Origin of the sequence: Streptomyces sp. NPDC048484 (assembly GCF_040651415.1) — a bacterium.
Classification (GTDB): Bacteria; Actinomycetota; Actinomycetes; order Streptomycetales; family Streptomycetaceae; genus Streptomyces.
Genome location: NZ_JBEZJY010000067.1, coordinates 1 through 13,218 on the forward strand (window position 1 = coordinate 1; position 13,218 = coordinate 13,218).

14 protein-coding genes and 2 pseudogenes are annotated in these 13,218 nt (G+C 65.1%); 8 read left to right on the top strand and 8 right to left on the bottom strand.

Annotated features, from left to right (window positions below):
• Window positions 1-374 precede the first annotated feature (374 nt).
• The 3 genes from AB0D14_RS40255 (at window position 375) to AB0D14_RS40265 (ending at window position 3,783) form a co-directional block, all read left to right on the top strand.
• Complete coding sequence (locus AB0D14_RS40255) at window positions 375-2,276, top strand: fibronectin type III domain-containing protein (protein WP_362789045.1); 1,902 nt, start codon at window positions 375-377, stop codon at window positions 2,274-2,276.
• Between the two features lie 235 nt (window positions 2,277-2,511).
• Window positions 2,512-2,793, top strand: coding sequence for a hypothetical protein (locus tag AB0D14_RS40260; protein ID WP_362789048.1), 282 nt, complete (start codon window positions 2,512-2,514; stop codon window positions 2,791-2,793).
• Between the two features lie 72 nt (window positions 2,794-2,865).
• Complete coding sequence (locus AB0D14_RS40265; RefSeq protein WP_362789051.1) at window positions 2,866-3,783, top strand: DUF4238 domain-containing protein; 918 nt, start codon at window positions 2,866-2,868, stop codon at window positions 3,781-3,783.
• A 19-nt stretch (window positions 3,784-3,802) separates the two neighbouring features.
• Here AB0D14_RS40265 and AB0D14_RS40270 read toward each other — a convergent pair whose 3' ends face one another.
• The 4 genes from AB0D14_RS40270 to AB0D14_RS40285 form a co-directional block, all read right to left on the bottom strand.
• Window positions 3,803-4,060: a DUF6207 family protein gene (locus tag AB0D14_RS40270; protein ID WP_362789054.1), complete on the bottom strand. Its 258-nt coding sequence runs from the start codon at window positions 4,058-4,060 to the stop codon at window positions 3,803-3,805.
• A gap of 88 nt (window positions 4,061-4,148) precedes the next feature.
• Window positions 4,149-4,715, bottom strand: coding sequence for a hypothetical protein (locus AB0D14_RS40275; protein WP_362789057.1), 567 nt, complete (start codon window positions 4,713-4,715; stop codon window positions 4,149-4,151).
• A 136-nt stretch (window positions 4,716-4,851) separates the two neighbouring features.
• Window positions 4,852-5,130 (bottom strand): hypothetical protein, encoded by a 279-nt coding sequence (locus AB0D14_RS40280; RefSeq protein ID WP_362789060.1) that lies wholly within the window; start codon window positions 5,128-5,130, stop codon window positions 4,852-4,854.
• Window positions 5,131-5,214: 84 nt separating this feature from the next.
• Entirely contained in the window at window positions 5,215-6,015 is an 801-nt protein-coding gene (locus tag AB0D14_RS40285) for a hypothetical protein (protein ID WP_362789063.1), read from the bottom strand.
• A 260-nt stretch (window positions 6,016-6,275) separates the two neighbouring features.
• On the opposite strand from AB0D14_RS40285, the pseudogene AB0D14_RS40290 reads away from it, so the two are divergent.
• Together AB0D14_RS40290 and AB0D14_RS40295 are read left to right on the top strand one after the other, a co-directional pair.
• Window positions 6,276-6,536: pseudogene (locus AB0D14_RS40290) on the top strand (integrase core domain-containing protein); the annotation flags it as partial.
• Window positions 6,537-6,572: 36 nt separating this feature from the next.
• Window positions 6,573-6,704: a hypothetical protein gene (locus AB0D14_RS40295; protein ID WP_362789066.1), complete on the top strand. Its 132-nt coding sequence runs from the start codon at window positions 6,573-6,575 to the stop codon at window positions 6,702-6,704.
• Between the two features lie 74 nt (window positions 6,705-6,778).
• Here the strand turns inward: AB0D14_RS40295 and AB0D14_RS40300 are convergent, their stop codons facing one another.
• The 4 genes and pseudogenes from AB0D14_RS40300 to AB0D14_RS40315 form a co-directional block, all read right to left on the bottom strand.
• Window positions 6,779-7,111, bottom strand: a complete 333-nt coding sequence (locus tag AB0D14_RS40300) for a hypothetical protein (RefSeq protein ID WP_362789069.1) — start codon at window positions 7,109-7,111, stop codon at window positions 6,779-6,781.
• Window positions 7,104-8,069, bottom strand: a complete 966-nt coding sequence (locus tag AB0D14_RS40305) for a hypothetical protein (RefSeq protein WP_362789072.1) — start codon at window positions 8,067-8,069, stop codon at window positions 7,104-7,106. The genes AB0D14_RS40300 and AB0D14_RS40305 overlap by 8 nt, the downstream gene beginning before the upstream one ends.
• Window positions 8,070-8,415: 346 nt before the next feature.
• Window positions 8,416-8,792 (bottom strand): annotated as a pseudogene (locus tag AB0D14_RS40310) (XRE family transcriptional regulator); the annotation flags it as partial.
• Between the two features lie 126 nt (window positions 8,793-8,918).
• Window positions 8,919-10,496: a hypothetical protein gene (locus tag AB0D14_RS40315; RefSeq protein WP_362789075.1), complete on the bottom strand. Its 1,578-nt coding sequence runs from the start codon at window positions 10,494-10,496 to the stop codon at window positions 8,919-8,921.
• 554 nt (window positions 10,497-11,050) lie between these two features.
• Here AB0D14_RS40315 and AB0D14_RS40320 point away from each other — a divergent pair.
• The 3 genes from AB0D14_RS40320 to AB0D14_RS40330 all read left to right on the top strand — a co-directional run bounded on the left by AB0D14_RS40320 (window position 11,051) and on the right by AB0D14_RS40330 (window position 13,124).
• Window positions 11,051-11,833 carry an ISAs1 family transposase gene (locus tag AB0D14_RS40320; RefSeq protein ID WP_362789078.1) on the top strand — a complete coding sequence of 261 codons (783 nt, stop codon included), beginning with the start codon at window positions 11,051-11,053 and terminating at the stop codon, window positions 11,831-11,833.
• Window positions 11,834-11,883: 50 nt separating this feature from the next.
• A complete protein-coding gene (locus tag AB0D14_RS40325) occupies window positions 11,884-12,219 on the top strand; it encodes a hypothetical protein (protein WP_362789081.1) in 336 nt (111 codons plus the stop codon).
• Window positions 12,220-12,914: 695 nt separating this feature from the next.
• On the top strand, window positions 12,915-13,124 hold the full coding sequence (locus AB0D14_RS40330; protein WP_362789084.1) for a hypothetical protein: 210 nt from the start codon (window positions 12,915-12,917) through the stop codon (window positions 13,122-13,124).
• Window positions 13,125-13,218: the final 94 nt, after the last annotated feature.

Below are 13,218 nucleotides of genomic sequence, written 5' to 3' on the forward strand. Positions count from 1 at the left end.
GCCTTACGCCTGCCCGGACTTGGGAACCACGCGGGCCGCAGCGCAAGCATCGCGATCACAGCGAGCGACGGGCGCTTACCGGGAAAGACTCAGTGTGTTCTGGGCTCTAGCGCTGATCTTTGGGAGCGGTGGCGGAGCGTTACTGGATCAGGGGCATCCGGCTCCCCTTCCCGTCGAGCAGACAGCCGATCCACTGCGCGGGTATTCACCATGGACTGAGCGCCGTATGGTGACCGCGGAGAGGTTTTGTCATGCAGGAGAGTTCGGATCATCAGCGGAATTGGAATCTCTACGAACTAGAGACCAACTTTGATAGGGCCCGGGCCGCAGACGTCCCGACCTACGCACCAGCTGCGTTTTCTGAGGCTCAGGGGATGCTGGACGAAATTCGCCGTGACTTCCAGGAATTGTGTGCGCGGGGAAACCTGACTGAGCGAATTTCCGTTGCCAGCTCTGCTCTTGAAGAGGCCAGTGCGAAGGCTGGGACTGCCGAACCGCATCTGGCCAGACTGGTCCGGACGCGGGCGCGGATAGTCAGGAACAGCGCAATCGGCTATCGCGCGGCTGCGGAGTTAAGCGCGGCCGAGGAGCGCTATCGACACGCAGTCCGCAGCCTGGAGAGGCTTGACTCCTCCTCTGACGAGCTGGTGGCATCCGCGGAGCAAAGCTACTTAGACGCGGCCGTCGCATCCCTGGCCAGGGGGCCTCTGCGAGAGCTTGCCCACGACCTCGAGTATGCAAAGACGTTCGTGAGCAGGGATGTTCACGCTCAGGCCGAAGAGGAGCTGGAGGAGCTGCGTAACACTGTGAGCGAAGCCAGGCGAGGCGAGGCGTCGTTGTTCGCCGTCCGAGAGCAGGTCGCTGTCCGCAGTGCCCAGATTCGAAGTCGGCTTGACGTCCGGAGTGGCGGTTTGGTTGCTGACGACCGGCGTGTTCCCCCGATCGCGCCGGGCGGCGGGTGGGCGCCGGGTACGTTCGGACCGCCCCGTGCCCCTGTCGTAATGCGCATCGTGGGCCGCGCGGCCAGTTCACTGACGGTTCGCTGGAAGAACTCCACCGATGTGTACGACTCTCAGCTGCTGGAGCGCAGCACCGAGGACGGCCCGTTTCAAGTGGTCGCCGAACTCGGTCCGTCGGCGGGCGGATGGACAACGTACGAGGATCTGGGCTTGAGCGCAGACACCCTGCACCGGTATCGGGTCCGAACCCAGAACGAGTACGGCTCGAACGCCACCACCTACAACAACATGGCCGTCGGCTACACGCGGACCACGGACGACCTACCAGCCTGGCGCGTGCAGTTCTATCTCCGCGTGGCTGACGTGCCGGACGCAGGCACTGGCGACAGCATCCAGGTCCGTCTGCAGTCACCTTTGTTCAACCATGCCCCGAACGGAAACCGAACCTGGCTTGACCATGCACCCCGGCTGGTCGACACCGCACCACTGCAATGGGAGGACGACTTCGCGAGGGGAAGCGCGTTCACCTATGACCTGCGCTCCCAGTACATCAGTCAGTTGGGTGACATCACCATGCTGACGCTGCGCAAGGTAGGCACGAATGCGATTGCCATCGCGGAGTTCGGCCTGGTCGTCAACGGCAGGGAAGTCTTCCGGAAGTACTTCGGCGAGACGCAGTCGACGTGCCTGTGGCTGGACGAGGGCGACGGGCACGAACCGATCTTCACGGTCTACCATCCCGAACTGCGGGCTTCCGCTGACTGGCAAAGCTACGTACAGACGCCTGCCTTCCCCGCAACCTTTTTCTCCAACGAGGAGATCGTCAGCAGGTTCGAATGCATCGTCGGAGATGTCATCCATGGAACGCCCGCTGACTGGCAGAAGACCCGTCGGCCCGTCCGGGTGAGGAAAGTTTCCGTCGCCGATGAACCGTTCGAGAGACTGCATGTCACACTGCGTCTCCGGGGCCAGGCTGATTACCTTCCAGACCCGAACATCACACTCGGCTTCGATCTCAAGGTCTGGATCGACCGCAATGCCGATTGCACACGGGCAACGCTAAACATGGTCAGTGACGAGGTCCATGCGAACGCGGATTTCGATGAACTGGTCGACATCCTGCTACTAGCAGCAGCGCCAGTGGGCGAAGCCCTGCTGGTGTTCGGCATGTACCTCGCCCGAGAAGCTGCCCTGTCGCAATGGCAACCAGTAGTACAGCGCCTCGTGTTCGGCACCCAGGGCAGGTGCCCGGTACTCGAAGTTCAGGAGGACGCAGACGGAGACGCCAGCATCGTGTTCTCGCTAGAGCCGGCATGAGAGGTCGTGACCCCTATCGCCCCCTCACGCTCCTCGGTCTCAAGTGATCACAAACTGGGCGTCACGCGACTACACCGAAGTCCTGGCTTCGCTGGTGCGACGCCAATGGGTGGTGCAGTTCCCGTCACCGGCACCGCTGAAGGAGGGGGACGGCCCTGAATTCCTGAACTGGGTTTCGACGGCTCAGGCTGGTACAGGGTTCGCCCGGCTTGACTTGGTGCAGAGAAGGTCGAAGGTGAGGCACGCGGACACGGTCGACGTCGCCGTGGTCGGCTTCACCGGCACGGCACGGCATCCGAAGGCGCTCGCCGTACGGCTGCCCGACGGACGCGTCGCGCTGTCGCAGAGGCTGACCACGGCGCTCGCCTCCGTCGTCGGCCCGCGCCTGGTCCCCCAGGGCGGGCGGGCGTTCACGAAGGCCGGCGACTCCTACACGCCCACCGTCGACGACCTGGTGGTGGAGGTCGTGGCGGGCACCACCCGCCACGCGGTCGTCACCGTGGTCCGCCTGCGCTGACCCGTGACGGTGTCGATCGGCAGCCGGCAAACTCTGAGCAGGCGGAGAGGGGTACTTGGCAGAATTCGGTGTGTGGGAACAGCACAGCACACATCGCGGCAGCACCTCGTATCCCAGGTTCTGCTCGCAGAGTTCACGGCGCCCGAGCCGAAGGGCGGTAGCCAGCAGTTGCTGCCGTTCGACCTGCACCACCCCGGACGTGTGCACAAGCGGATGCATCCCAGGCAATGCGGCTGGTTCGAGAACTTCGTCGCCGTCGACTCCGCGTCCGTTGAGGCACTGTGGGGCGACGTGGAGAGGCGGGTGCCTGCGGCGATCGCCGCCGTGCACGCCGGCACTCCGTTCGCCAACCCACGTCATGCGGCCACGCTGCGCGACCTGATCGTGCTCCACTTTGTCCGGTCGCGCCACTACCGCGATATGCACACCGCCTCGTTCGAGCGGGCCCGCACGCGCCTAGTAGCCAAAGTGACCAGGAAGTACCCGGAGCGGCTGCGCCTCGAGGCGCTGCGTGAGACGGGCCTGCATCTGTCCGGCCCGGCTTCCCTGGGCGCCTTCGCCGAACTCCTCATCGAGCGGTCGTCGGTCATGCACGACCACGAGAGCGGCAAGTTCTTCCGCACCAACATCGAGGACACGTTCCACAAGATGCGGGAGCTGGCGTCGATGCGGCGGCTGGAGGTGACCATGCCCGAGTCGGGCCAATTCCTGATCGGCGACAACCCAGCCCTCACCCTGTCCGTGGAGGGAGGCCGCACCATCTATGGCATGGCGTTCGGTGACGCTCAGACCCTCGTACTTCCCATCGGCCCACGGCACCTGCTGTCCCTGGGCCGGGAGGATGTCACGCTCACCGTCTCCCAGTCCTTCGTCGACCGCCTCAACACCGTGCAGATCCAGGCCGCCCACCGCTACGTGTACATGCACCCCGAGAGCGGCCTGAAGCCGTTCGTGGAACACGCCGCACAGCTGCGACTCGCCGGGGGCTGAACCGCCTGACGAGCGGTCGTCATTGCTGTACCTCTGCGAGAACCAGCGGCAACGCGTCGGCCTGCGCATCCGAGCCGACCGGCTGATTCAAGTCCAGGTAGCAGCGCAGCCGTACGCCCGGCTGACCGACATCGTGCGTCGTGCACCCTGCGGACGACGTCGCCCACCGGTCGGCGAGCAGCTGCTGGAAGGCGAGCGCGGTGTCGTCGTCGGCAGCCGCAACGTCGACGACGACCAGGCCCGGCTCACTCACGTGCACCTCGTGGATCGGGTTCATGTACGGCACTACGCCCGAGCCGCCCGGAGGGTTCCGGCGATCCGGCGTCTTCACCCGACCGAGTAGCTTAACCGAGCCCTGTCGACGATCAGCCGGGCAGCAAGGCACCCTGGCTGACGCGCATGAATTCCAGGTAGGCGAGCCTCATCTCCTGCCCGTCCTCAGCCAGCATCTCCAGCCAGTCCGGGCGCAGTCCCTCTGCCCGCTGCTCAGTTGGCTGTTCGGCCAGTTCCTCGTTCACGAACCTGAGCGTGCTCACAAACCGTTCCGCCATGCGCCGCAGCGTGCCACCCGCGATCTGGATGGAGTCAGGTCCCAGGAGCGCTAAGTGGCTGCACGCGCCGATGAGATTGGTGGAGTCATCTGCATAGGACTGGAGCGACGCCTTGTCCAGCACCGTGCCCGCTTCCATTTCTTCGCGCCGCCGGACGGATTCGCTGTTGAAGACGGCGTACATGTCCATCACCTGCAGACAGGCCTTCTGCCGTTCTTGGCGGACCCACTGCTGCAGCTCCAGAACAGCCTGGTCGCGAACCTGTTCCCGTACGGCGGCCGCGTTCATCTCCGCACCGATCCGAGCACCCCGGACCGCGGCAAGCCCGCCGACGAGAGCACCAACGACCGCGCCAACAAGTCCGACACCACCTGCGATCACCGCTGCCCATCCTTGATCCACGCATTCGAAACTGGCAGAGGTTCGGGACCCCATGAGCCGTTTCACCGAACAGTGGCCGCATCAGTGCAGCACGGTGGCCACTTCTCGTGCCGTGGTGAAGCCAGATGGCAGGTGATCAAGGGCTGTCGCCGGACCAGTCCCAACGGGCCGGATCGCTGGGGCGCGGGTCGTACAGCGCCCGGCCGCCGGGGCCGAACTGCCCGAGCTCGGTCTGGAGGGAGACGCCGGTGTCGATCTCGTCCTGCGTCCAGCCGGTGATGTCGAGCAGCAGCCCGTCCAGCGGTCCGCCGACCAGTTCGGCGTAGGCACGGCCGGGGCAGGGGCTGGGGTGTGGGTCGTCCGCGTCGTGGCCGTAGACGCGGCCGCGCAGCAGCTGCTCATCGTCGCTGTCCATACCTGCCAGCCTCGCAGCCGCCACCGACAGCGGGGGCTTGCCCAGGACCGCCTGGGCAAGCCCCCGCGCTGTCAAGGTGTTGGGTCAGCTGCGCCAGCGTCCGAGCCAGCCGCCGGCCCTCGAGGCCTGCGCCGTCTCTTCCTCCTGGTGCTCCTGCTCCTGGCGCTCGCGTTCGGCTTGTTCGGCCTGCCGCTCCGCTTCGAGCGCCCGGGTCTTGCAGTCGTCGCACAGGTGCGGGTGACTGTCCCCGCGGCCCCAGTCGACCGCGATGCTGGCCTTCCACCGGTCGTCGGTGAACTTCTGTCCGCACTCCCCGCACACCGGACTCTGCGCCTCACGTTCGGCTGCTTCCTGCACGAGACGGCGCCGCCCTTCTTCGGCACGGCGGGCGAGGGCGGCGTCCCGGCGGGGGTTGCCGATCGCGTCGAAGAGGTTCTGCCGGTCTTCACGGCCGAAGCGCCAGAACGCGGGCCCGGCCGGGCCGTGCTCGCGCAGCAGCTCCAGCGTGGTCGCCACGATCGGCATCTTCCCCTCGTAGAGATGGAAGCTGTCGGCCCCCTGGCCCTGCCAGTGCTCGCGGGTGAGGGCGGCGACCTTCTCCATCTGGTTCAGCGCGGGCCGCTTGCCGACCTGGTGGAAGACGAGCAGGACCGGCGGGTGCGTCGCGTCGCCCCACTGCGGATCGAGGGCTGACCAGCGGGTGCGCCACATCGGCTTGTCCTGGCCGTCGGTGTCCTTGGCCTTGCGGTGGAAGTGACGCATGTACTTGTCGAACTTCGCCGCTATCTTCGCGGCGTCCTCGGTGCAGTTGTCGGCCTCGATGAACAACAACGGCAGCCCCACCTCCGGGGCGATGAGGACGATGTCGGCCCACGCACTTCCCACGCCGGGGTTCTTCCACGTGCCCGTCGCCGGGAGGGCGACCTCGGTTGCGTAGGAGGTGATGCTGCCGATCCCGTCGGGCGCGTCGACATAGGCCTGGGCGGCCGCGATGGCTTCGGCCTGGCTGTGAATGACTTCTCTGGCCCCACCGTTCGACGCGGCTTGGCCATCGCAACACCCCGCAGGGTCAGGTGTTGCAACGACTGGTTGAACTCGCCCAGTACACCAGCTTCCGTCTCGCCACCCACTTGGCCGCCGAACAAATCGCCGCGTCCATCGGCACCGTCGGGGACGCCCTCGACAACGCTCTGATGGAATCGACCATCGGGCTCTACAAAACTGAACTCGTCAAGCCGCAGCGGCCCTGGAAAGCCCTGAGCGACGTCGAGTTGGCCACCGCTGAGTACGTCGACTGGTACAACCACCGTCGGCTTCACGGTGAGATCGGCCACGTCCCACCAGCCGAATACGAAGCCACCCACTACCAGAACACACAAAAACAGCAGGTCACAGCCACGACCTAGAGTCTCTACCGAACTCGGAACGGTTAACTGACGACGATGGCCGCGGACCCGGTCGGGCCGGTCCACTACTCCAAGCAGCACCCGATGGCGTTCTTCGGACCGGAGTGGGTCAACTGCCTGGAGCAGGACGTGGCGGACGCCATCGTCCGCTACGAACGCGAGGGCTGACGGCCGGCAGGCGACAGGACCCCGGGCGGTTCTCCGTCCGGGGTCCTGTCGTCTCGGCGGCCGGCCGTGGTGGGCTACGGGGTGGCGGGCTCACCGCCGATGAGGGCGAGCGTCCCGACGAAGGACTGGCGGTCGGCGACGGCGTAACGTGCCCGGGACCAGGGCCAGCCGAAGAACTGGCGCTGGACCGGCACGGTCAGCGCGAGCAGGATCTCCACTTTCGTGGCCTCCTCCCGTTCGGACAGCACCACGATGCGGGCGTTGCCGGCGTACTGGACGGCGAACTGGATGAGGGACTGCGGGGCCCAGCTGCCCGCGTACGTCCCGACGTTGTCGATCAGCCACCGGGTGGACTCGTCGAGCTGCTGCCACCAGCGTTCCCGCTCGCCTGCAAGGCGTTCACGCATGACGGACGTCCAGCCCGGCTCTTCCTCGGCCGGGAGCTGGATCTGCTGGAGCAGGGCGCATACCGAAGCGATGCGGGTCATGTGCGCGCTGAAAGCGTCGCGGGCGGCGTGGACGTCCCCCAGCCGCTTCCTGCGGGCCTCCATACGAGGAGCGACGAACAATCCGGTCGCGAAGGCGGTCACCACGGCGGTGGCGGCGGCCACCAGCAGGGTCCACACGGTGTTGGGCATGGACCACATGCTCCCGCACCGCGGTGAGGTCACCGGCACTCAGGCGGCCGTGCCCCTGCAGCACCTTGACCAGGGCGTTCTCCTCCCAGCCGTCCCCGTCCTCGAAGTAGCCATCCATCGCGGCGCTGTTCTCGACCCATCCGCCCTGCTTGGCGATGACCTTGCGGTCGTTGCCGGCGCGCTTGGAGCTGGTGGCCAGCCCGCGCCGCGGGGAGTGCCCGGTGGGCCGGAAATCGAGGGCGTCCCACTTGCCCAGCCGGGTGATGACGTCGCCGATCGTCTCCGGGTCGAGTCCGCCGGGCATGACGGTGTGCCAGCGGTTGTGCAGCGGCTTGTACGCGAAGTCGTCCGGGTCGGTCAGACCGGCCTCTTCCTTCCAGGCCCGCCACGCGCGCACCGGGCAGCTGTTCGGCCGGGACCCGAACGGCACCTGACCCTTCCGGGGCTTGATCTTCGAGACCCGCACGTCGACCTCCATGCCGTGCTCGGTCTCGACGAAGTCGCGCACCCGCAGGAAAGCGACCTCGTGCTCGCGCCCGGCGATGGCGAAGCAGGTCAGCCCGATGGAGCGGTCCCGGATGCCCAGCCGGGTGTCGGGTGCCGCCACCACGGTGGCGCGCAGGTGCTCGGCGAGCAGCGCGGGCGCCGGCCCCCGGCCGCGGGTCTCCTTGGTCTTCTCCATCTCCTTCACCTTGGCCTTGAGCACCCGGCGGGCGCGGGCGGCCACAGTCTTGTCGAGGACCAGGTGGTGGTCGGTGCGGCCGGTGACGGCCCCGCCCGCGGGTTTCCCCGCTAGCCTCCATCTCCTTGACCAGCTGCTTGAGCCGGTTGCGGGCGACGCCGTCCTCCGGCCGTACGCCGTGCTCGGCGCGGGCGGAGACCACGGTGCCGGAGATCCGCCGATCGATGGTGGAGGGCGCGGTGCACGTTCCCTTGCGTCCGCCGGGCTGAGTCCACAGCCACTCGACGAACATCACCAGGGTGCCCGGCGTGACGGCGAGCAGCGGTACGCCGGACTCGTTGCAGAACTTCGTCCAGCTCGCCCAGTCCATGAACTCGACGACAAACTGGTCAGCACGACGTCCTCGGTCCTTGAAGTACTCCTCTTGCAGGCCCCTTCGGCGATGACTTCTTTGGGTGTCTGGTCGTCGACGCCGCGCTGTGCGTCGAAGAGGCGCTGGGCGTAGTCGGCCGGGAGGTGGACGGTGATGCGGCGCTGGCGGCCGTCGTCGGTCGTGCCGATCGGCGCGCTGTAGCCGAAGCGGGCGCGGGCCTCCACGGTGATCCCGGTACAGGTTGCAACCTGCTTGCGGCACCGGTCGCGGACCCTCGGCTGCCAGCGGGCCCGTACCGCGTCTATGCGGTCAGCGATCTTTTTGGGCTGCTTGCGCGCGTCGGTGCGGTAGCGCTCCTCGGAGCGCTGGGTGATTCCCAGTTCCTGGGCGACGGCCGTGGGCGACGCTGGACTTCACCAAAACAACGACACCTGACACCCATCCCAAAAATCCCAGCCCACAAGCCGCAACCAACAAGGAACACTGATGACGTCACACTACTGAAAACCCCACGACACCCATCAAATATTCAGTCGTGAACGCTGAATTTTAAGCATCCTAATCGCCAGCGAGATCGCTGCGGCCGCATTAGGAATTAGGAAGCTTGGGCGGAGTATAGAACCGTCCACCGGTCGCAGGTCAGCATCTAGCCGCATTCGAAGACCTCCAGGCTTTCCCGAGACCTTTGGTCCCTGCCAGACAGTCGGCTCATACTCCCATCCCAGCTTGAAAGGCCGACCTGTCTCGCGAGCGATGCGAGCCTCCTCTGCAAGCCATTTCGAATCTTCGACAATGAGTGCCATGCAGATCTCGGGCCGTAAGGTCAGGAGATTCACAGATATTCCCGTGTAGTTAAGCCGACCGATCCCGTTCCGGAAGAGGTCCTTTAGTCGCGTAATTTCCGGCTCATCTTCCGGGTCAGGTAGTACAACGGCATATGGAGGGTGTTCGTGTTCCTCTGCGGCATACAGCTCTTCAACCCATTCCCGGTAAAAGTTTCGGCGTATGGAAAATTCTTCGATTGGGGAGGGGAAGGATTCGTCGTAGGGGGCAAAGATGCCGGACGGCGCCACGTGGTTGAAGTTGGCATGCGTAGCCACGTCGCGCGATCGCACAGGAAGTATGAGATCGTATCCGCCCTCACTGGTAGCAATCATCACTACGGTCGCATGGGACACGGCTGCTGCTCGGTGTCGGCCATCAACGATCGGATCCTCGACCTGCTGGTGAAGCCATGAACGGCGAGGTAGTTCGGACAACTGGACAGCTGCAGTCGGGTTGGCCGCTAACCCCTCCATCATTTCGGTATCCAGGTCTTCTGAGGTGGCAAGCGATGTGAAGTATCGCCCCATTACACAATCAATGGATGCTCCTTCTTGCTTGTCGAACCATAGATGATCAAATGCATATGCTGCACCTGGAAAGAAGCGCCGACGTTCGCCCTCACTTGCGCTTCTAAAACGAGCTACATAGTTAAAGAATGAGTCTTTTCCGCCACTCTGGTCAAATTCTGTCGAGTAATAGTCATCGGCTGGCACTTTGCGGTCGAGGAGTCGCCCTACAGCAGATTCTGCATCATCCCATTCGTTCACCAAGGCGGGAAATTCGCATATGGGGTGTGCCACTCCCCAGAGGTCAACAGGCGGATAATTTGGATAAATGGCACGGAGAGTCTTGAGGACCCCGGACTCTTCTAGGATGTGTGCTCTCTGTTCTGCCTTCCTGGCTTTTTCGCGCGCCGCAGCCGATGCAAGCGGCGAGAGAGTAATTAGCTCATCAATGGCGTCTTTCCAAAATTGACGCCATTCGTCTTCACTCCCAGCATCCGAGATTCCGTGATCTTTCGCTATGCCTATGCATAGCCGTATCAGGGGCTGGAAAAGGGGCCAGTCCGCAAGACTCTTCCGTGAACCGCTAAGTGCTTCATGAATAGTACTCTTAGGGAGCCCCGGCACTTGTTTTGCAAGTACGATGTATGACGGATTTCCCGCATGCTTTCGCAGTCGATTGAATTCTCCAACAAAGTTTCGGGCCGAGGTAATGGCGTCTTCGGTAGGCACTTCTGACCTCACTTTCGTGTGTTCTCTCCACTTTCCCACGCCACCCACCTCGTGACGAGACAGTGTCCGGATCTGTCCGGAGATCCTTTAAACAGAGATAGAGGCGACTAGAAAGGAGCAGGAAGGTGCCTGATGTCGAGCCCTTCAGCCCAGTGGTCCCGCTCAACGGGAGATGATCATGATCATTCGACCCTCAGGCCTTGTCCCCAAGCCGCACCGGGGCCGGAGTAGCTGCCGAGCAGACAGCTCTGGTACAGAGCGGAGCGATCTGGGTGACCACCGCAATCGCATCGCTATGGTGCGAGCCGCAGTGGCCGGCTTCGTATCAGGGGCTACTCGTGCTCTGATCGGCTTTCTTCTCCGCCACTTCTACAGCTGACAACGGTCGTGCAACCGCGGGCAGGAGACGGGGTGGCCCTGACGGAGGTTCGACTCGCCCTCGTGCAGGGCTGATGCGTTCTCAGCCGGCGAGATGAGCTGATCGCTTGCGTACGCGCCGCCGTGGATGATTCGCCCGGTTCTGCAACGAGAGACGCGACCCCTGATGATCAAGGTTGTCGAAGCCTTTGATCACGAACAGGGGTCGCGTTCGCGTGCCATCCTCCCTGATCGGTGTCCTGCAGCGCCACTGCGAGGACATCGACTCCGCCTGCCCCGGTCCGGAACCGTCGCAACTCACTTCCCTGGCCGAGGTCTTGGGCCGGATACCCGATCCACGCCGGGTCCGGGGCCGCCGCTACCGCCTGGGCTCCCTGCTCGCGCTGTGCCTGGTCGCCGTCCTCGGCCGAGCAACGTCCCTGGCCGCCATCGCCCGCTTCGCGGCCGATACCGACTCCGACCTGCGCGAATCACTCGGACTGGCCTCCAGCACACCGAACTCCTCCACGCTAGGACGACTCCTGTCCCGCCTGGACGGCGATGCCCTGGACGACGCCGTGGGCGCCTGGCTCGCCCGGTACGCCGCCGACTCAGTTGACCAACCCGGCGACAGGCTGGTCGGTCTTGCCGTCGACGGCAAGACCGTGCGCGGATCCCGCACCGGCGGCGAGGCCGTCCACCTGCTCGCCGCCGCACTGCACGCCTGCCAGACCGTGATCGCCCAGCGCCAGGTGGCCGCCAAGAGCAACGAAATCCCCGCCTTCGCCCCGTTGCTGGACCGGATCGCCCTGCGCGGCGTCGTCGTCACCGCCGATGCGATGCACACCCAGCGCGCCCACGCCGAACACGTCATCACTGCCGGCGGCCACTACCTCCTGGTCGTCAAAGGGAACCAGAAGAAGCTGCGCAAGCAACTGCGGTGCCTGCCCTGGCGGGAAATCCCGCTGCAGGCCCGCACCACCGGGGCCGGGCACGGCCGCCGCGAGGTCGCCGCCTGAAAGTCTGCACCGTCCAGCCCGGCCTGCTCTTCCCGTATGCCGTCCAGGCAATGGAGATCAAGCGCCGCCGCACCCACCGCAAGACCGGCAAGGTCGAGACGAAGACTGTCTACGCGGTCACCAGCCTGCCGCCTGAGCAGGCCAGCCCGGCACGGCTCGCCGAACTTGTGCAGGATCACTCGTCAGTTGAAGCCCTGCACCACATCCGAGACGTCACCTACAGAGAGGACGCTTCGCGGATACGTACCGGCACCGCACCCCGCGCCATGGCCACCCTGCGCAACCTCGCCGTCGGACTCATGCGCCAAGCGGGCTGGACCACCAGCACGCGACCGCCATGCTCCGACTCACAGCGTGAGAACGCATCGCCCCTGGGGCTGCTGTAAACAGGAAACACCACGTTGCGCAGCCCGCGGCGCACTGCTCCGGCTCGCCGTAGACCATGCGACACATGGCGACCCCTCCTCGGCTCAAGGCGAGGTGATCCGGTGCACTTGGCCGTTGAACCAGTCGTAGACGTCCCCGAGGAGTCCTGACTGGAGCCATCCCGGGTGGAGGGACAGAACGGAGGCTCCGAACAGGATCACGAATCCCCAGCCGAAGATCGGGAGACAAGACGAGGGAGCGGGATCATTCGGATCCCTCGGCACCTTCCAGCTGCACAAATTGCACGCTCGGTTGCCGTCAGTTCTGCCACACCTTATGCACCGCTCCATGAGGCGCCCCCTCGCTGCTTCAGCGTATCCAGCGCAGATGCCCGAGTGGCGGGTATGCCCGAAACTACGATCGTTGGGCCCGTTTTAGTGCTATTGGCATTGGTCAGCGGCATCTGACAGGACCGTTGCAGGCCCCTTCTGGGTGGCGGTCCAGGGTTCAACCCATCCCGGGAGCGCGGGTGGAGCCGCAGCGGTGAGCAGGATCAGCAGGTCGCTGTTCTTGCCGTAGCGGCTCAGCTTCGCGGCATCGAGGCCGGACTCGCGCAGCGTCCACTCCGCGAAGTTCGGATCACCTGAAAGAAACTGCGGGGGTTGCCTGCGCCGCCGAAGCGCCGGATCACCCGGTAGCAGTGCAGCATGGGCGATTGGGGCTCGTCGAGGTGCGGGACCCACGGCTGGTACAGACGGCAGTGATCGGGGACGAGCACTCGGACGTGCCCGTCGTCCTGCCGACCGAGGCCATCGCCCTCGATGGGTTCCGCCACACGCACCCCCACGACACGTTCTGGCGTGGGCTCCTGCTCGGCAGCTGCGGCGCCCAGCTCGCCCACAAGCTGTACGTGGACCTTCTCTGAACTACCGGTGGCAGCGCGTCAGCGACTGCCGGCAAACCAGTTGCGCACCCGGATCCTCGGCGGCCTCGTCAACCAGTACAGATACGCTGCCTGA

Bases quoted from the DNA above. Each gene is read 5' to 3' on its own strand.
- AB0D14_RS40325 (WP_362789081.1), top strand. From the start codon at position 11,884: ATGGAGATCAAGCGCCGCCGCACCCACCGCAAGACCGGCAAGGTCGAG.
- AB0D14_RS40300 (WP_362789069.1), bottom strand. From the start codon at position 7,111: ATGCGTGAACGCCTTGCAGGCGAGCGGGAACGCTGGTGGCAGCAGCTC.
- AB0D14_RS40280 (WP_362789060.1), bottom strand. From the start codon at position 5,130: ATGGACAGCGACGATGAGCAGCTGCTGCGCGGCCGCGTCTACGGCCAC.
- AB0D14_RS40270 (WP_362789054.1), bottom strand. From the start codon at position 4,060: ATGAACCCGATCCACGAGGTGCACGTGAGTGAGCCGGGCCTGGTCGTC.
- AB0D14_RS40255 (WP_362789045.1), top strand. From the start codon at position 375: ATGCTGGACGAAATTCGCCGTGACTTCCAGGAATTGTGTGCGCGGGGA.
- AB0D14_RS40295 (WP_362789066.1), top strand. From the start codon at position 6,573: ATGGCCGCGGACCCGGTCGGGCCGGTCCACTACTCCAAGCAGCACCCG.